The sequence below is a fragment of the Paraburkholderia tropica genome (assembly GCF_914484835.1).
GTDB lineage: Bacteria > Pseudomonadota > Gammaproteobacteria > Burkholderiales > Burkholderiaceae > Paraburkholderia > Paraburkholderia tropica_A.
The window spans coordinates 112431-130973 of sequence record NZ_CAJZAR010000079.1; the positions used below are offsets into that span (position 1 = coordinate 112431).

The 18543-nt window shown below is 65.9% G+C and carries 16 protein-coding genes; 7 read left to right on the top strand and 9 right to left on the bottom strand.

Going from position 1 to position 18543, the window contains the following annotated elements; genetic code table 11:
- Window positions 1-84: 84 nt before the first annotated feature.
- The 3 genes from LDO54_RS30000 to LDO54_RS30010 all read left to right on the top strand — a co-directional run bounded on the left by LDO54_RS30000 (window position 85) and on the right by LDO54_RS30010 (window position 3448).
- Window positions 85-1329, top strand: coding sequence for an MFS transporter (locus LDO54_RS30000; protein WP_224014846.1), 1245 nt, complete (start codon window positions 85-87; stop codon window positions 1327-1329).
- Between the two features lie 656 nt (window positions 1330-1985).
- Window positions 1986-2684 carry a carbonic anhydrase gene (locus tag LDO54_RS30005; protein ID WP_224014848.1) on the top strand — a complete coding sequence of 233 codons (699 nt, stop codon included), beginning with the start codon at window positions 1986-1988 and terminating at the stop codon, window positions 2682-2684.
- Between the two features lie 587 nt (window positions 2685-3271).
- Window positions 3272-3448 carry a hypothetical protein gene (locus tag LDO54_RS30010; RefSeq protein ID WP_224014850.1) on the top strand — a complete coding sequence of 59 codons (177 nt, stop codon included), beginning with the start codon at window positions 3272-3274 and terminating at the stop codon, window positions 3446-3448.
- A gap of 70 nt (window positions 3449-3518) precedes the next feature.
- Here the strand turns inward: LDO54_RS30010 and LDO54_RS30015 are convergent, their stop codons facing one another.
- Window positions 3519-4550 carry an aldo/keto reductase gene (locus LDO54_RS30015; protein ID WP_224014852.1) on the bottom strand — a complete coding sequence of 344 codons (1032 nt, stop codon included), beginning with the start codon at window positions 4548-4550 and terminating at the stop codon, window positions 3519-3521.
- Window positions 4551-4790: 240 nt separating this feature from the next.
- Between LDO54_RS30015 and LDO54_RS30020 the strand changes: the two genes are divergently transcribed.
- Window positions 4791-6230 (top strand): DHA2 family efflux MFS transporter permease subunit, encoded by a 1440-nt coding sequence (locus LDO54_RS30020; RefSeq protein ID WP_224014854.1) that lies wholly within the window; start codon window positions 4791-4793, stop codon window positions 6228-6230.
- An 81-nt stretch (window positions 6231-6311) separates the two neighbouring features.
- Here the strand turns inward: LDO54_RS30020 and LDO54_RS30025 are convergent, their stop codons facing one another.
- Window positions 6312-7337, bottom strand: a complete 1026-nt coding sequence (locus LDO54_RS30025; protein WP_224014855.1) for a VTT domain-containing protein — start codon at window positions 7335-7337, stop codon at window positions 6312-6314.
- Between the two features lie 317 nt (window positions 7338-7654).
- Here LDO54_RS30025 and LDO54_RS30030 point away from each other — a divergent pair, with 317 nt between their 5' ends.
- The 3 genes from LDO54_RS30030 (at window position 7655) to LDO54_RS30040 (ending at window position 10659) form a co-directional block, all read left to right on the top strand.
- Window positions 7655-8473, top strand: a complete 819-nt coding sequence (locus LDO54_RS30030; protein ID WP_224014857.1) for a helix-turn-helix transcriptional regulator — start codon at window positions 7655-7657, stop codon at window positions 8471-8473.
- Window positions 8474-8665: 192 nt separating this feature from the next.
- Entirely contained in the window at window positions 8666-10420 is a 1755-nt protein-coding gene (locus tag LDO54_RS30035) for an FAD-dependent oxidoreductase (RefSeq protein WP_224014859.1), read from the top strand.
- A gap of 20 nt (window positions 10421-10440) precedes the next feature.
- A complete protein-coding gene (locus LDO54_RS30040) occupies window positions 10441-10659 on the top strand; it encodes a hypothetical protein (protein WP_436975718.1) in 219 nt (72 codons plus the stop codon).
- Between the two features lie 40 nt (window positions 10660-10699).
- Here LDO54_RS30040 and LDO54_RS30045 read toward each other — a convergent pair whose 3' ends face one another.
- From LDO54_RS30045 to LDO54_RS30075, 7 genes are all read right to left on the bottom strand, one after another.
- Entirely contained in the window at window positions 10700-11236 is a 537-nt protein-coding gene (locus tag LDO54_RS30045) for a helix-turn-helix transcriptional regulator (protein ID WP_224014861.1), read from the bottom strand.
- Between the two features lie 421 nt (window positions 11237-11657).
- On the bottom strand, window positions 11658-13388 hold the full coding sequence (gene ggt, locus LDO54_RS30050; RefSeq protein WP_224014864.1) for a gamma-glutamyltransferase: 1731 nt from the start codon (window positions 13386-13388) through the stop codon (window positions 11658-11660).
- Window positions 13389-13543: 155 nt separating this feature from the next.
- Window positions 13544-14947: an MFS transporter gene (locus tag LDO54_RS30055; RefSeq protein WP_224014866.1), complete on the bottom strand. Its 1404-nt coding sequence runs from the start codon at window positions 14945-14947 to the stop codon at window positions 13544-13546.
- A 181-nt stretch (window positions 14948-15128) separates the two neighbouring features.
- A complete protein-coding gene (locus tag LDO54_RS30060) occupies window positions 15129-15908 on the bottom strand; it encodes an NTP transferase domain-containing protein (protein WP_224014868.1) in 780 nt (259 codons plus the stop codon).
- Between the two features lie 21 nt (window positions 15909-15929).
- Window positions 15930-16940, bottom strand: a complete 1011-nt coding sequence (locus LDO54_RS30065; RefSeq protein ID WP_224014871.1) for a flippase-like domain-containing protein — start codon at window positions 16938-16940, stop codon at window positions 15930-15932.
- Window positions 16937-17776 carry a 2OG-Fe(II) oxygenase gene (locus LDO54_RS30070; RefSeq protein ID WP_224014873.1) on the bottom strand — a complete coding sequence of 280 codons (840 nt, stop codon included), beginning with the start codon at window positions 17774-17776 and terminating at the stop codon, window positions 16937-16939. Before LDO54_RS30070 ends, LDO54_RS30065 begins: the two co-directional genes overlap by 4 nt.
- Entirely contained in the window at window positions 17773-18471 is a 699-nt protein-coding gene (locus tag LDO54_RS30075; protein WP_224014875.1) for a CDP-alcohol phosphatidyltransferase family protein, read from the bottom strand. The genes LDO54_RS30070 and LDO54_RS30075 overlap by 4 nt, the downstream gene beginning before the upstream one ends.
- Between the last annotated feature and the right edge of the window lie 72 nt (window positions 18472-18543).

Sequence of the window (18543 nt, forward strand, 5' to 3'; positions counted from 1 at the left end):
CGCTGGCCTCGCGCCCGGCTTTTCGCCAATAATCAGGGCCCAGCCATTCAACGCGTACGCTTTGTCCACGCGCCCGTCCGCCTCATGACCGCTCTCAGATTGCGCGTTTTCGTTGTTTTCGCGCTCGGCTATTTCGTTTCCTATCTGTTTCGCGGCGTCAATCTGGGCTTCGCACCGTTCCTGACGCACGAAATGGGCTTCACCGCGACCGATCTCGGCACGCTCACGAGCCTCTACTTCCTCGGCTTCGCGGGCGCGCAGATTCCCGCCGGCGTGCTGCTCGACCACTTCGGCCCGCGCCGCGTGACGGCCTGCGTCATGCTCGTCGCCGCGACGGGCGCGCTCGTCTTCGGCCTCGCGCACAGCATGGGCGCGATGATGGCCGGTCGCCTGCTGGTGGGCGTGGGCGTGTCCGTGTGCCTCGGCGGCGCGTTCAAGGCGACCGCGCAGCACTTCCCCGTGGCGCAGCTCACGCTCGTCAACGGCCTCGTGATGGCGGTCGGCGGACTGGGCGGCGTCGCGGTGGGCGCGCCGCTCTCCTGGCTGCTCTCGTTCGCGCCGTGGCGCGCGGTGAGCGTCGGGCTCGCCGTATTCACGGCCGCGATTGCGGCCATCATCTGGATCGGCGGCCCGCGCACGCGCGACACCCATCATCAGGCGAGCGTGCTCGAACAGTTCAAGGGCACCGCGCACATCCTGCGCAGCCACGCGTTCTGGAAGACGGCGTCGTTTTCGGCGCTCACGCAGACGGTGTTCTACGCGATGCAGTCGCTCTGGGTCGGCGCGTTCCTGCGCGACGTCGTGCCCGCCGGGACCGCCGACGTGACGAGCCGCGCGGCCTCGCTGATCTCGGTGCTGGGCGCGGCGTTCATCGTCGGCAATATCGGTTTTGGCGCGCTCGCGCGCAGCTTCGAACGGCGCGGCGTGAGCGTCGCGCACTTCTCCGGCGCGACGATGGTGCTGTTCGTGATCGTGCAGGCGCTGCTCGCGGCGCGCGTGCCGCTGCCCGCGCCCGTGCTCTGGGCGGCGTATGGCGCGCTCGGCGGCACCGGCATCCTCACTTACGCGGTCCTCGCCGAATACTTCCCTGCGCGGATGATCGGGCGAGTGAACACCACGTTCACGCTCGTGATTTTCGTCGGGATCTTCGTGGCGCAGATCGCGATCGGCGCCGCGCTCGGACACTGGACCGCCGTCGACGGCCACTATCCGGTCGCCGCCCATCAGGCCGTCTGGAGCGCGCTGATCGTCATTCAGGCGCTGGCCGCCGTCTGGTATTTCATGCCGGGCCGCCGCGCCAACGCCGCGCGCACGGCGCTGGAATCCTGACCGCGCTGTCGACGCTGGCAGCCCATATCGGCCTATCTCCACCGCTACCCGCGCCGCTCGAATCGTCGGCGAGCGGCGCCGGGCGCAGGCGGACACGGATCGGCGCTCGCTCGCGTCAGCGACCCGCATCGGCCAGCCATCACGCCGCCGTGGCAGGCGAAACTGCCAGGCAATGCTGATCAATCCACACGATCACGCCCGACCGCGCGGACGCCTCCTCGCGTTCCTTTCGGAAACCCACATCCGCGTAAGCGGCCGCGTCGCGTACAATGCTGCCCCGCCAGCATCGGACGGCCAGTTGGACGGTCAGCCGGACCACCGCCGCGCCGGCGCTCGCCGACCGGCTAGCCGGTCGTTTGACAACAAGGCCCACCAGGCCCCGACCCACCAGACCGATCGATGCTCGCGGCGGCACGCAGGCGCCCCCGGCGTGAGAAAATGCGTGTCGAATACCCGGCGACAATCCGAAGCCTGAGCGCCCCGCGCGCGGCGGCGACAGGCGGCGGCCGGCCCAGCCGGTTGCCGATCGGAAAGCGGGAAAACAGGCAAAACGCACGGTCGGACGGCAGGTTTCCGATCCGAAACGCGACGCCTCGGCGTAAACTCCCGCTGTTGCCATTCGATTGTGTCGATTCATGATAAAGAGAGAAACTCCCATGCCAGACAACACTCACTCGCACGAACACTCCGAATCGTGCGGCTGCGATCTGCTGCACCTGCTCGACGGCGTGGACGAGTTCAGTCACAACGTGTTCCCGGGCAACAAGGAGCTGTTCCGCAGCCTCGCGCACAGCCAGGCGCCGCACACGCTGTTCATCACCTGCGCCGACTCGCGCGTCTCGCCTGAGATGATCACGCAGGTGCGCCCCGGCGAGCTGTTCGTCTGCCGCAACATCGGCAACATCGTGCCCGCCTACGGCGAAATGCTCGGCGGCGTGTCCGCCGTGGTCGAATTCGCGGTGCTCGCGCTGAACGTGCGCCAGATCGTGCTGTGCGGCCACACCGATTGCGGCGCGATGAAGGGCCTCGCCCTGGGCGCCGAAGCCACCGCCGGCATGCCGACGGTGCAGGCCTGGCTGCGTAACGCGGAAGCGGCGCGCAGCGTCGTGCAGACGCGCGGTCTCGACGAAAACCAGATCGTGCAGGCGCTGGTCGAGGAAAACGTGCGGCTGCAACTCACCCATCTGCGCACGCACCCGGCGGTCGCGGCTCGCGTGGCGCAAGGCCAGCTCGAGCTGCAAGGCTGGGTCTACGACATCGGCCACGGCACGATTTCGGTGTTCGACGACACGCACGGCCGCTTCGAATCGCTCGGCGAGGCGCGCGCGCGCCTGCGCAAAGACACCACGGGCTAAGCTCGCCCCAGCGCCGGCCTCAGCCCGGCACCCGCCAGGTATTTGCCAGGCGTTCCCTGCCAGAATCCCCGCTCTTTCCGCCATGCCGGACCGCGCCTCAAGGCGCCGTCCGGCGTCGGCGCTCGATTACATCAACCGTTGCAACAACGTTTTGACTAAGGTGTAACACCTAGGGGTTTACCCCAGGTCAAGACATGGCTATACTCTGCCCCGTACCAGATGCGGCGCCCAGCCGCACGAGAAAAATAATTCCGGAGGTTGCCAGCTTATGCAGTTCGCTTCCTTGCCGTACCCGTCTGACACCGGTTCCACCCGCAGTTACGTCGTCTCTTACGTCGTTCAATTCGCAGTCGATTTCGTCGCCGCACAAGGGCGACCGCGCGCGCCACGCTAATACCGGCACGCGCATCGCGCCGCCGCGTCCACAAGATGCGGCGGCGTTCCCAGGCCCACTCCACGTCAAGCGCCGTTCGACCGCCGAGGCTTTCGCCCCGGCCGACGGCCCGCGCGCGTTCGCGCACTGGCGGCCGGTAATGGGCTCACGCACCCACACGGGCCGAGCGCCCGGTTACCGAAGGAGCAATGCCATGGAGTCCAGCCTCACGCCGCCCGCGAAGATCGAAGTCAAACTGCTTCTGCATCCGCAGGACCACGACCGCGCGCTCGCTATCGCCCGATCGGCCAACATTGCCGAACGCGACTTCTTCGCGCTGGCGATCCACCTTGGCGCGGCCGAAATCCTGCGCGCGTCCGTCACGAACTGAACTTGTCAGGCAAGTGCCGCGCGGCGCTGGTCCGCGACGGCCGCCCCTGCCCACGACCGGCGCGGCGGATTCACCACTCGACCGGCGCCGGATTGCGCTCCGCGAACCCTTCCTGATGCCAGTACGGATAAACCGGCCGCACCTTGCTCGCGGCGTCGAGCTTCGCGACCTGTTCGGCCGTGAGGTTCCAGCCCACCGCGCCGAGGTTCTGACGCAACTGCGCCTCGTCGCGCGCGCCGATCAGCACGGTCGCCACGGTCGGACGCTGCAATAGCCAGTTCAGCGCGATCTGCGGCACGGTCTTGCCGGTTTCCTGCGCGATTTCGTCGATGGCGTCGAGCACGCGGAACAGGGTTTCGTCGGGCACCGGCGGCCCCTGATCGGCGGTCTTGTGCAGACGGCTCGTCTGCGGCAGCGGCTGTCCGCGACGGATCTTGCCGGTCAGACGGCCCCAGCCGAGCGGGCTCCACACGACCGCGCCCACGCCCTGATCGAGCCCGAGCGGCATCAGTTCCCATTCGTAGTCGCGGCCGATCAGCGAGTAGTAGGTCTGATTGGCGACGTAGCGCGGATAGCCGTAGCGGTCGGCGACCGCGAGCGACTTCATCAGGTGCCAGCCCGAAAAATTCGACACGCCCGTGTAGAGGATCTTGCCCGCGCGCACCAGATCGTCGAGCGTCGAGAGCACTTCTTCGGCGGGCGTTTTCGCGTCGAAACCGTGCAGCTGGAACAGGTCGATGTAGTCGGTTTGCAGACGCTTGAGCGCGGCGTCCACGGCGCGCCGCAGATGAATGCGCGAGGAACCGACGCTGTTGGCGTCGTCGTCGAAACGGAAGGTCGCCTTGGTCGAGATGATGACCTTGTCGCGCCGCCCCTTGAGCGCCTCGCCGAGCACCGATTCCGATGCGCCGTTCGAATAGATATCGGCGCTATCGAACATGTTCACGCCCGCTTCGAGACAGATGTCGATGAGGCGGCGCGCTTCGGCCACGTCGGTCGCGCCCCACGCCTCGAAGAATTCGCCCTTGCCGCCGAACGTGCCCGTGCCGAAACTCAGCACCGGCACCTTGAAACCTGATGCGCCCAGAAAACGGGTTTCCATTTCCGATCCTCCGCGAGTCGAGTGTTTGACGAAACAACCGGTCAACGAGTGTACGCGCGTCTTTTGTAATTTGCCGCGCCAGCGGATTCGGCAGCCGCGCTGTACAGTTGCGCTTTCGTATCGGGAACACGCGCGCGCTTCCACGCACTTCCAGCGTGTACGTTCGTTTCCGATCGGCAACTTCCCAGCCTTTCCCATCATGAGCCGCACATTCCCCACCCGCTTCCCCGAGATCCGCCGATGACGAGCACGACGCCCACGCCCCCGACGCGCTCGTCGTTCATCGGCTGGCTGCCCTACATCGTCGCCGCCACCTTCTTCATGGAGTATCTCGACACCACCGTGATCGCCACGGCGCTGCCGCAGATGGCGCACTCGTTCGGCATCGGCCCGAACAGCCTGAGTCTCGGCGTGACGGCCTACATGCTGGCGCTCGCCATCTTCATTCCGGCGAGCGGCTGGGTGGCGGACCGCTGCGGCTCGCGCACCGTGTTCTTCGGCGCCGTGCTCACGTTCACGATTGCCTCGGTGCTCTGCGGGATCGCGCAGAACCTGCCGGAGTTCGTCGCGGCGCGCGTGCTGCAAGGCATGGGCGGCGCGATGATGGTGCCGGTCGGCCGCATGATCGTCGTGCGCAGCACCGAAAAAAGCCGCTTGATGCAGGCGATCTCCACGATCACCTGGCCCGCGATCGCCGCGCCCGTGGTCGGGCCGCCGGTCGGCGGCTTCATCACGACCTACGCGTCGTGGCGCTGGATCTTTCTGCTCAACGTGCCGTTCGGCATCGCGGTGCTCGTCGCGATCATGGCGATGGTGCCGAACCTGCGCGGCGAGCAGCGCCGCCCGCTCGACGTGCTCGGCCTCGTGCTGAGCGGCGCGGCGCTCACGGCGATCCTCTATGGCGCCGAACTCGCGAGCCAGCCCGGCGAAAATCCGTGGCGCGCGGCGGCGCTCGTGGTGGCCGGCGTGCTGATCGGCGCGATGGCGTTCTTCCACGCGAAGCGCCACACGCATCCGCTGATCGACGTATCGACGCTGAAAATCCCCACGTTTTCGGTGACGGTCGTGACGGGTTCGGTCACGCGCGTCGGCATCGGCGCGGCGCCGTATCTGATGCCGCTGCTGTTCCAGATCGGCTTTGGTTTGTCGGCGTTCAAGTCGGGCTTGCTGCTGCTCGCCAGCGCGCTCGGCAACCTCGGCATGAAAGCGCTCACGACGCGCATTCTCGAACGCTGGGGCTTCCGGCTCGTGTCGGTCGTCGACGTGACGATTGCGGGGCTCTCGATGATCGCGTGCGGACTGCTCACGCCCGGCGTGCCGCTCGCGATCGTGCTGATCGTGGTGTTCATCTACGGCGTGACGCGCTCGATGCAGTTCTCGACGCTCGCCACGCTCGCTTACGCCGACGTCGCGCAACCGCAGATGAGCGCCGCCAGCACGCTCTGGAGCGCGGCGTCGCAGATGACCAACGGTCTCGGCATTGCGTTCGGCGCGCTCGCGCTGCGCATGGCAGCGAGCTACAACGGCGAGACGACGGGCCACGCGTTCTCGCTCGACGACTTCCGCCTCGCGTTTCTGGGCGCGGGCCTGCTCACGCTGCTGTCGGTGTGGGGATATGCACAGATGGCGCGCGACGCGGGCCGCAACGTGGGCGGCGGCTCGCGGCGGCAGCGCGCGTGAAGCTTCGGGGCTTCAAGCGCGCGTTGAAGGTGGTTCGATGAAAATTTGCAGCCGCAACGAACACCGTCGCGGCATCGCCGCTTACTTCGACAAACTCGCGCGCACCGTGAATTCCTGCTCGGTGTCCGGCTCGAAATCGTCGTCGTCGCGAATGTACGCGGGATGGAATTCCGCCGAGAGCGGCTCGACCGGATAACCGCGGCGCTCCCACGCATCGAGCCCGCCCTTGAGCGCATGCGCGTGATGAATATGCTTGCTGCGCAACTGGTTGACGATGCGCTTGGCCGTCGCCTCGTTCGGGCACACGCAATAGACCACGATGGGCCGCGCGACCAGTTCGGGCGCGATCTCGTCGTGCGAATCCAGATCGAGCGGACGCGCGCCCGGAATGCGGTACGCCTCCTTCTCGCGCACGGTCTGCGGCCGCGCGTCGAACACGATCGGCGGCGCGGCGGACTTCATCATCTCGTCGAGCTGATCGGGCGAAATACGGTGCGTGGCGAGCCAGCGGCGGAACTGCAAGCGACGCACCCAGCGCCAGCCGAGAAACAGCACGCCGGCCACGGCGAGCACATCGAAAATCGTCCCGCCGTTCGCGCGCACGAATACGGCGAAGCGCGCGATTTCCGCGTGCAGCGCCGCGCCGCCGAGCAGATAGACGCCCGCCCACAAGGTCGCGCCGAGCGCGTCCCAGAGCAGGAAGATGCGCATTTCCATCGACGTGGTGCCGAGCAGCGGCGCCGACATCAGACCGAGGCCCGGCACGAACTTCGCCACGGTCAGAATGGGCGCGCCGTGACGCTCGAAGACGTTGCGCGCGACGCGGATCGTCGTGTCGAGCGACAGCGAAAAACGCACCAGCGCGTTGAGCAGCCGGCGGCCGCGCAGACGGCCCGCCATGAACCACAGCGAATCCGCGAGCAAGGTCGCGCACACCGCCGCGATCAGCAGATTCGGATACGACGCCTCGCCGCCCGCCGCCATCGTGCCCGCGAGAATGAGCACGGGCGCGGCCGGAACCGGCACGCCGAGCTGCGTCACGAGCACGCTGAGAAAGACCGCCCCGGTGCCGAAATCGGGCGGGATGGCGGTGGGGAGGGTCCACATGTCGGGGTTTTCCTGCGCGGGTACGTTGGGTATGAAAGGAAACATGTGTGCGTGCGCAGCACAAGGGTGGAGATTAACCCATCCAGCGCATTTCTTGCTCGCGGTCAGCCGCGCGCGGGATGCGCAAACGCGACGCTTGAGCGGCCGCAGATCCGGCCCTTTTCGTAGCGGGAACGATTGAATGCGATCGGCTTCGATCGGGAAATCACGTGCACGGGCGTAGCACCGATTCGCCCGCCAGCGATTCGGTGCTACGCTCGGGAACCCGGAGCGCCGCGCCGCCGCGCCGATATTTTTCCCGATTTCCTTTAAGAAACATGCGTTACTGGCGTCTCGACCGTCCCAGCCAGACGGGTCAGTTCGACCTGTCCCGCGTCACCCGCCTCGTTGCCTCGATCGGCGACGACGACGCCAATGCGCTCGCCGCCGAAGTCCTCAATCTGCTCGGGCCGGCCACGTCCGTGTCGCAATGCACGGTGTTCGCGTACGAGTTCGGCAACCGTCCGCGCACGGTCTCGGTCGCCGACCATCGCGGCGGGCGCTTTCTGCGCGATGTCGCCGACACCTACGCGCGCCTCTTTTACGCGCTCGACGGCAACCAGCGCATCGTCGCGGGCCACGACGCCGACGCGCCCGGCAACGCACTCGTGCTGCACTGGCAAACCAGCGCCGATATCGCGCACGACGGCTATCGCACGGCCTGCTACGCCACGCCCAATGTCTCCGACCGGCTCTCGCTGCTGTTGCAGCCCGCCGCCGATATCTGGCTCTCCGTGAACCTCTATCGCGAGCGCGACGCGGGCAATTTCCGGCCCGCCGAAGTCGAACTCGTGGAATCGCTCGCACCGCTGATCGGCGAGGCGACGAAGCATCACTACGCGTTGAACGGCCAGCGTCAGGCCGGCATCGCGCCGCTGATGCTCGCGCGCCTGCGCGGCCTCTGCCCCGATCTCTCGAAACGCGAACTCGACGCCCTGCGCGGCGTGCTCGAAGGCCACAGCGCCGCCGAAATCGCCGACCACATGGGCGTCAAGCCGAGCAGCGTCGTGACCTACCAGAAGCGCGCCTATCGGCGGCTCGGCATCTCCAGCCAGCGCCAGTTGTTCGCGCTCTGCCTCGCCCACGGCAACGGCTGAAACGCGCCCCGCGCGCTGTACCCAAAATGAGGACAGCGCCGCCGCCCGCGCGCTCCATACTGACTCCATCGCCGCGAGGTCGTCTCAAACGATCCGCGAAGCCAATAATCCAGATTGGAGACAGCGCACCATGCCCCACTACGCCCATCTTTCGCGCGCCCGCTTTGGCGCATCGCAGCAGGAGCGCGCGCGATGACCGCCGACTTCCAGCCCTACCCGTTCGAAGCCCAACACTACGACGCGCGCCTGCCCGAATGCGTCGATGGCCGCGAAACGGAGCGCCACGCCGTGACGATCGTCGGCGGCGGTCCGGTCGGCCTCGCGATCGCGCTCGGACTCGCGCAACACGGCGTGCGCTCGGTGCTGATCGAAGCCGACGAATCGGTCTGCTACGGCAGCCGCGCCATCTGCATTTCGCGGCGCAGCCTCGAAATCATCGAACGGCTCGGCGCGCTCGACGGCTTTCTCGCGAAGGGACTGCCGTGGACCGGCGGACGCAGCTTCTATCGTCACGACGAAGTGCTGCACTTCACGATGCCGCAGGACGAGAACCAGAAGCTGCCGCCGATGGTCAATCTCGCCCAGTACCACATCGAGCAATTCCTGCTCGACGCGGCCGAGCGGCATGCCGACCTGATCGACATCCGCTGGCAGACGAAGGTCACGGCGATCCGCCACGACGAACACGGCGCGACGCTCACGCTCACGACGCCCGCAGGCGACTACGAAGCGAAAACCGACTGGCTCGTGGCCGCCGACGGCGGACGCAGCACAGTGCGCGACGCGCTGGGCCTGAAGCTCACGGGCACGAGCTACGAAGGCCGCTATGTGATCGTCGACATTCTGCTCGACAGCGCGCGGCCGACCGAGCGCCTCGCCTATTTCGATCCGGCGTCGAATCCCGGCTCGACGGTGCTCGTGCACAAGCAGCCCGACAACGTCTGGCGCATCGATTATCAGCTGCGCGACGGCGAGGATGCCGACGAAGCCGTCAAGCCCGAAAACGTGATGCCGCGCGTGCAAAGCCTGCTCGACATGATGGGCGAAACCGCGCCGTGGTCGCCGGTCTGGATCACGATCTACAAGGCCAACGCGCTCACGCTCGAACGCTATCGGCACGGCCGCGTGCTGTTCGCAGGCGACGCCGCGCATCTGGTGCCGATCTTCGGCGTGCGCGGCGCGAATTCGGGCATCGACGACGCCGACAATCTCGCCTGGAAACTCGCGTACGTCACGCAGGGTCGCGCGCACGCAAGCCTGCTCGACAGCTATTCCGACGAGCGCGTGTTCGCGGCGCACGAGAACCTGAGCTACGGCACAAAGAGCACGGAATTCATGGCGCCGCCGTCGTTCGCGTTCGATCTGATGCGCAAGGCCGTGCTGAGCCTCGCGCTCAAACATGCGGGCGTGCGCTCGCTGATCAATCCGCGCCAGACTTCGGCGATTGCGTATCTTGAGTCGCCGCTCAACGCCGGATCCGATGCGTTCGCGAGCGGCCCCGCGCCCGGCGCCGTGCTGCCCGAATGTCCGCTGACGATCGTCGATCGCGACGGCGCGCGAGCCGCGCATCTCACCTCGCATCTCACCGCACATCTCACCGATCTTCTCGGGCCGCGCTTCACGGCGTTCTGGTTCAGCGACGATGACGCATTGCCCGCCGATCTCGCCGCGCTCGAAGCCGAATTCGCGGCGCGCGACGTGCCATTCGCGCTGATTCCCATCGCGCGCCACGCTCTCGCCGATACCGCGCAACGCAGCGCCTGGGATCACACGGGCAAGCTGTTTCCGATGTACGGCGTCGCGCAACAGGCGCTCTACCTCGTGCGCCCGGACGGCCACGTGCTCGGACGCTGGCAAGGCAAGAGCGAGCAAAGCGACAAGCACGACGAACGCGCCACGTTCGCACAACGCGCGCTCGCCGCCGTCGATCGCGCACTGCGCGGCTGATCCCGACACCCGGAGACACGATGATGGAACAACACTTGAAGCACGCCATGACGGACAGCGAACTCGACGCGGTCTATACGCGCCTGTGCAAAACCATGACGGATTTAGGCGAAGCCGCGACGCCGCTCTTTCTCGCGCGCTTCGCGCTGCTCGCCGTCGAGCGCATCGGCGATGCAGCCGCCGCGTTCGAGTTGATCGACGCCGCGCGCGAGGACATGGACGTATCGGTCACGCGTTGAATCGGGCTTTAAACCGGCTTTAGCGCCGCTTCAAAGCCGCTCAGCGGCGCGCCGTTTGCAGTAGCCGCGCCAGTTTCGACCGATTGCTGATGCCGAGTTTCTGAAAGGAACGGTCGAGATGCGTGCGCACGGTCGTATAGGAAATCCCGAGCCGTTGCGCGATTTCCTTGTCGAGCAAGCCATCCGCGGCAAGCTCGACAACCTCGCGCTCTCGCCGCGTGAGGCGCGCGAGCAGATCGCCGTCAGGCTGAGGCAGATCGTCGGCGGTGGCGGGCGGCGCGTCGATCCACACCTCGCCGTTCGCGCGTGCCAGCGCCGCCGCGAACGCGGGCCGAATCAGATCGAACAACGCGCGTTCGCGCGCGGACGCGACATCGCGATGCCCGCCGCGCGCGATCCACAAGTTGCCGTCGATCGCCTCGTCGCGCCACGCGGTCTCGGCGAAATCGTCCGCGCCCAGCAGATCGAGCATGCGTTGCGCAGCGTCGGCGCGCAACGCGTCCGCGCTCGACGCAGGCTCCGCCAGCACCCTGAAGAAGTCGGCAAGCAGCACCAGTTCGCGGCTAGTCAGATGCATGCGCAACGGGATGAAGACAACGGTGGATCGAAGTACGGGTTCATGACTGCAAGACGTCCCAGGCGCCGTTGCATTCGCAACGTTCTGAGCCGGGATACGCGCTTCAGCTTATCCAGCGCGGCCGGTGAATTCAAGAAAACTTCTGGAGCGGAAAAGAAAATGGGCGGCAACGCCGCCCCAAAAAAACACACGCCGACAGCTTTCAGGCCGCCGGAAATTGCATCCTACGCGATGCTCTCTGGGTGTGAATCCTCATTAAAGAGGACAAATGTGCATCGCATGCGAGCTTTGCCGAATCGCGCCGTCATTCCGGTCTGCAGTGGGAAAAAATGCCCCGCAAATATTGCATACCGGAGAGTTACGGCGCATCGATTCGGTAATTCCTCCCCGCGAACACACGCAGACGAAGGTCGGCGCAAGCTCAGGGAATCACGCGCGTCACGCCACGGCCGCGCGGATCGGAGGCGGCCTCGGGCGTCTGGCCGTCGATGCGGATCGCCTGAATGTCGCCATTGAAATCCTGGCCCTTCAGCACATAGCCCTTCGCCTCGACCTGCTTGGCGAGATCGCCGTCGATCGGCTGGTACGGCTCCCAGAAAATCGTGTTCGGCGGCAGCAGCTGATGGTGGAAACGCATCGCGCCCACGGCATCCTTCAACGGCATCTTGAAGTCGTAGAGATTGTTGATGACCTGGAAGATCGACGTGAAGATGCGCGAGCCGCCCGGCGTGCCGATCACGAGCGCCACCTTGCCGTCCTTCGTGAGAATGGTCGGCGACATCGAGGACAGCGGACGCTTCTTCGGCGCAATCGCATTCGCGTCGCTGCCGACCACGCCGAACATGTTCGGCACGCCGGGCTTCGCGGAGAAGTCGTCCATTTCGTCGTTGAGCACGATGCCCGCGCCCGGCACCACCACGCCCGAGCCGAAGTAGCCGTTGATCGTGTAGGTGTTCGAGACCGCGTTGCCCCACTTGTCGACCACCGAGAAGTGCGTGGTCTCGGCCTTTTCCGGCATCGAGGTGCCGAGCCCCGCCTGCACACTCTTCGTGTCCGAGGGCTTGTCGGGATCGACTTCGGCGGCGCGTTTCGCGAGATAGGCGTCGTCGGTCAGTTGCGCGACCGGCACCTTGTAGAAGTCGGGATCGCCGAGATATTGCGCGCGGTCCGCGAACACGCGCTTCTCGATCTCCGCGATCAGATGAATGTATTGCGGCGAGTTGAGCGTCACGTCCTTGAATTGCGGCGCGAGCATCGCCTTCATCTTGAGCAGCTGCACGAGGCCGACGCCGCCCGAACTCGGCGGCGGCGCGGTGATCACTTCATAGCCGTTCCACTTCGCCTCGACCGGCTGACGCCACACGGCCTTGTACTCCTGCAGATCGCGCTTCGTGATGAGGCCGTGGCCCTTCATCGACGCCGCGATCAGGTCGGCCGTCTTGCCGTCGTAGAAGTCCTTCGCGCCTTGATTGGCGATGCGCGTGAGCACGTTGGCGAGATCGGGCTGCTTGAACGTCGCGCCCTCCTTCATGTCGCCGAAGTACTGATCGAAATTGGTCTTGCCGCCGAATTCCTTCGACGCTTCCTCGCGGCGCTTCGCCAGCAGTTCGTCGACGACGAAGCCGTCGCGCGCGTATTGAATCGCCGGTTGCAGCACCTGTTTCCAGGGCAGCTTGCCGAAGCGCTTCTGCGCTTCCCACATGCCCTCGACCGTGCCCGGCACGCCCACGGCGTCGTAGCCATAAAGGCTCTTGCCGGGAATCACGTTGCCCTTGTCGTCCTGATACATCGTGCGCGTGGCGGCCAGCGGCGCGCGCTCGCGATAATCGAGGAAATACGGCTTGCCGTTCACGTAGAGCGTCATGAAACCGCCGCCGCCGATATTGCCGGCTTCGGGATACGTGACGGCCAGTGTGAATGCGATAGCGACCGCGGCATCGACCGCGTTGCCGCCCGCCTTGAAGATCTGCTCGGCGGCGTCGGCCGCGTATTTGTCGGCGACGGCGACCGCCGACGCGTTGAGGACCGCCGGATGTTGCTGCGTGTCTTTCGCGAATGCGGGCGTGGCTTCGAGAAAGCCCGCCGATAAAGCGGAAAGCGAAATGAGTGCGAGAGCGGCTGCGGAAATTTTCGTTCTATCGACCAGCTTCATTGAGTGACCTCCATGATTCGGTTCATCGCGTAACGTCAACCACCTTTCACCGGGCTTTTGGCCTGGTTACAGCGCTTATAGCACGCGCAGAAATCGTTTGCGATCCGGCGATCCGCCGATAACGCTACGGCGCCGATTCATGGAAGTACCGCGTATCAGGCCTTGCCGCGGCTGCCGCGCGCGATCTCGTCGCCGGCATTGGCGGGCAGGCGCATCGTCACGGGAATCGAGGCCACGGAGAAGAGTCCGACCACGAAGAATGCGGGCCAGAAATCGGACCAGACGATGGTCGAATGGCCTTGTACACGATGCGAAACTTCCAGCACGATCCCGGCGATCGTCACGCCCAGACCCAGCGACACCTGCTGGATCACGCTCGCGACGCTGGTCGCGCGCCCGATGTCTTTCGTCTCGATGTCCGCGTAGGCGAGCGAATTGAGGCCGGTGAATTGCAGCGACGGAAAGAGCCCGCCCGCCAGCACGACGAGCCAGATGAGCCACACGGGCGTAGTCGGCGAAAACAGCCCGCAGACCGCGATGGCCGCGCCCGCGATCGCCGCGTTGACGATCAGCGTGCGCCGGAAACCGAAGCGTCCGAGCACGCGCGAGACGATCGACTTCATGAAAATGGAGCCGAACGCCGACGCGCAGGTAATCGCGCCCGACGCGAACGCCGTCATGCCCAGACCTTCCTGTAGCGTGAGCGGCAACAGGAACGGCACCGCGCCCAGGCCGATGCGAAACAGCGAGCCGCCCGCCACGCTCGCGTTGAAACTCGGAATGCGCAGGAATTTCAGATCGAGCACGGGACGTTCGGCGCGCTGCGCGTAGAACCAGTAGATCGCGAGCAGGACCGCGCCGACCACGCACATCGTCACCGCTTTCGTATTCGAAACGAGTTGGCCGCCGACGAGCGACAAGCCCAGCATGAACAGCGACGCGCCGCCCGCCGAAAGCAGAAACCCGAGCCAGTCGAGCGGCCCCGGATGCTCCTCGTGCATGTTCGCGATATGCCGGTTCGCGAGCCAGATGCCGAACACGCCAATCGGAATGTTCACGAAAAAAATCAGCCGCCAGTGCAGATAGGTGGTGATGAAACCGCCGAGCGGCGGCCCCACGACCGGCCCGAGCAGCGCGGGCACCGTGAGATAGTTGACCGCGCGAATGAAGTCCGACTTCGGCAGCGAACGGAAAATGATGATGCGTCCGACCGGCACCATCATCGCGCCGCCAATGCCCTGCACGAAGCGCGCGGCCACGAACATTTCGAGCGAGCGCGACGCCGCGCACAGCAGCGAACCGGTCATGAAAATGCCGATGGCCGTGCGAAACACATTGCGCGAACCGAAGCGGTCGGCCACCCATCCGCAGATCGGGATGAACACGCCGAGGCCGATCACGTAACTCGTGACGGCGAGCTTGAGGGTGATGGGATCTTGCCCGAGATCGCGGGCCAGCGCGGGCAGCGAAGTGACGATGACCGTCGCGTCCACGTTCTCCATGAACATCGAGCACGCGACGATGAGCGGAACGATGAAAGTGCCGAGGGCAAGGGGCATGGGCAGGAACGACGATCAGCGCGGCTGATGGCGTAAAGGCACCATTATGGCACTGTGTTGCAAAACGCGGTGGCTCGGCAACAGATGAAGCCGCGCTAAAAACACAAAGGCCGTGAAGCGAACTTCACGGCCTTCACGGCCTTTTTTACGGCGTTTCAGCGACAGCGGTTCGCGCGAGCGCTCACTCTGCCGTCTGCTTCAGGCGGCTCACGACCGGCGCGAGTTGCGGCAGCACTTCTTCGGCCGCGCGCGTCACATCGTTCGGGAAGTCGATCTCGATCCACGGCGCGCCCGTCACGTCCGCCGTGTCGAATTCGGCGCCGCGTTCGAGCAGCAGATCGCGCAGCGCTTCTTCGTGCGGCAGGTTCGCGCGGCCCGTATCGACGTAGCCTTCGACGATCTGCGCGAAACGGCGCGCGGTCGCTTCGTTCAGGCGGAAGAAGCCAACCGATTCGCCGATCGTGTCGTACTGCAGGCCCACGGCGAGCTGCTTGCGCAGTTCGACGGGCACGCCGTCGCGCAGGCACAGCTTCACGGGCTCGTCGCCGGCTTCGAAGTCGCGGTCGATCAGCAGACGGTTGGTGGGCGCCTCGCCCGCGACGAGCGGCGCGAACACGCGTTCGTCGTAGAGCACGTCGGCGTCCATGAGCAGCACGTCGCCGCCGCGCGTGATGGCTTCGGCCGTGCGATGCACGGTGAGCACGCTGCCCAGATCGAAACGCGGATTCATCACGACTTCGACCTTGTGCGGCCAGTTGATGCGCTTGAGTTCCGCTTCGACCAGTTCAGGCTGGAAGCCGAGCGCGAGCACGACTTCGGTGACACCCGCCGCTTCGAGCATCTGCAGGTGGCGTTCGAGCAGCGACACGCCCTCGAATTGCAGCAGACATTTCGGAAACTGTTCTCCAGCGCGTTGCTGAAGGCGCAGGCCGAGGCCTGCCGCAAGAATGATGGCGCGCATGCGTTCCTTGGGAGAAAAAAATCAATCGGCGATTTCGACAGCGGGCACACGCAGGGCGCGCCGGCGTTGCCAGCTTCGTTCGCTGAAATGCAGATACAGCAGGCCCGGCAGACCGAGCAGGATTTCGCGCGCGCGCTTGGCGAGCGAGAGCGCGAGGGCCGCTTCCGGCGGCAGGCCGACGAGCGGCGCGAGCAGCAGATAGCCGCCCTCCTGCACACCGAGCGAGCCCGGAATGGCGAAGGCCGCGCCACGAATGGCCTGGCCGATGCTTTCGAGCAGCAGCGCGTCGACCCAGCTCACCGGATGGCCGAGGAAATGCAGCGCGAGCCACACTTCCGCGGTGCCGACGAGCCAGCCCGCGAGGCTCAGCGTGAAGCTGGCCGCCGCGCGGCCGCGTTCGGCGTAGAGCGCCTTGACGGCAGCGTCGATGGCGTCGGCGCGCGTGGCCAGCGACGACCAGTCGCGCTTGCCGAACAGCTTCGACGCGATGCGCAGCAGACGGCCGAACAGACCGCGCCGCTGCGCGACATAGAACAGAGCGATGAGACCGCCGAGCACGACGGTCGCGATCAGCGCGGCGATACCGAGATCGCGCGGCGCGCCGTTCGCGGCGTAAGCCGAAAAGAGCACGATGCCGAACACCGCGAAGACGATCTGCGCGACTGCTTGCAGCGTGGTGCTGACGGTGATGGCGGCGGCCGCGTCGCGCATCAGCATGCCGCGCTGCGCAAGCTGGCGCACCATCGCGACCGGACCGCCGATCTGGCCGGCCGGCAGCAGGCTGTTCACGGCCTCGCCGCTCCAGCGCGCGAGCAGCGCGTGACGCTGGTCCACGCGCTCGCCCTTCTTGAACAGCACGGCGATGGCAGCCGCGTCGAGCGCGAGCGGCACCACGTGGAAGGCCGCGACGAGCGCGAGACCCCAGCCAGCCGCCGCGAGCGCGCCCGTGACCGAGCCGAGGCCCTGCCACGCGAGCAGCGCGATAAAGAGCGCCGTGCCGATCGACAACAGCAGGATGGCAGCACGGCTCACACCGATCCCCCGGTCTTGCGCGCGCCGCCCGTGGCCGATTGCAGCGCCTTGCGGAACACCTGACGGAAACCGAAGTACGCGATCGCGTCCTTCATGTTCGAGATGAAGCGGCGCCACGGACGCATGTTCGGGTTCGTCACGTATTCGAGCGTGAGCGAGACGCGCACTTCGCCTTCGCGGCTGGGCGTGACGCGATGCCGCAGCTTGTCGCCGTCGAAAAGAATGAGCGCGCCCGGCGGATACTGCACCGCGCCGGGTTCGTCGGGCTTGTTTTCATCGCGCGTGTGCAGCTCGTAATCGAGAATGCACGACGAGTCGTCGATCACGCCGAGCAGCACCGTATAGCGGCGGCCGTCGTAGTAGGACGTGTCGTAATGCCAGCCGATGTGATCGCCCGCGCGCGTGTAGTAATACAGCGCGTACGCGTGCGGATCGTCGGGCGGCGAAAGCTGGAGCTTGTCGCCCGTGATGTTCTCCAGCCACGCGATCAGCTTGGGCGAGCGATACAGTTCGGCGATCCACGGCTGCAGGCGGTCGATGGTGTGGCGGCTCACGCTGCCACCCGCCTTGTGGCCGGGGATGAAATTGCGGTTGACCTCGGGCATCAACGCGTTGGCGGCGTCGATGAGCCGCTGCGTCGCGTCCGCGGGCAGGAATTCGGAGAGATAAAGGAACGAGCCTTGATCGACGTACTCGTTTCGCAACTGATTCGTATTCAGGCCGCCCGTTGCCCGGCCGACCGCGGCATCCGCGTCCCCTGACTGCATGGACGCACTCGCCCCGCTACTGTCGCGCACACCCGGCGCGACCACCTGCTCTTCTGCTTGCACACTCATCTGCTGATCCAAACCTGACGGGTTTCCTTGCCTGGCCGCGTGCGGCGCGTTACGCGCACATAGTCGAGCACCACGTAAATGGCGAACAACGGCGCCCCGATGGACGCGGCCACGACGAACGGCGCCACGATACCGGTGAGCGTGACGAGCGGCAACAGATAGAGAACGTCTTCCGTTTCGAACCCGCCGACGAACGCCTGTTGGGTGCCGGCCTTGCCAGCCATTTCCTCGATACGCATGCGCAGGAAAAAGATCACCGCGACCGCGATACCGGCGACGCCGCCGAGGATTGCCGGCGGCACATGCCAGTTCGCACTGGAGGCCGCCTGCACGCCGAGCCCGTAACCCATGCCGAAGAACAGCAGGATGGTCGTGAGCGCGTCGGCAGCGAGATCGTAGAAATGGCCGATCCGGCTGGTTTTACCACTGATGCGCGCGAGCTCACCGTCAGTGTGATCAACAAAATTCGACAAAACGATCAGAAATGCGCCAATATTGACGTTCAGGAAATCGCCCCGCGCCAGATAGAAGGCGCCGGCGACACCGATCAGCAGGCGCAGCGTGGTCAGGTGATTCGGGGTAACGCGGGTGGGCACGAGCGGCGTGACGAGCCAGCGCGCGACGCGCGCGTCCCAGGTACGCGGCAACGGCACCGCGCGGGGTGCCGTTTTTGCAGGTTGGTCTTTTCCAGTCATAACCGGGAAATATATACGGCTTCCAGAAAACTTGCAGGTTTTCCGACAGTCGAAGGGCGCTGGAAGCGCGCC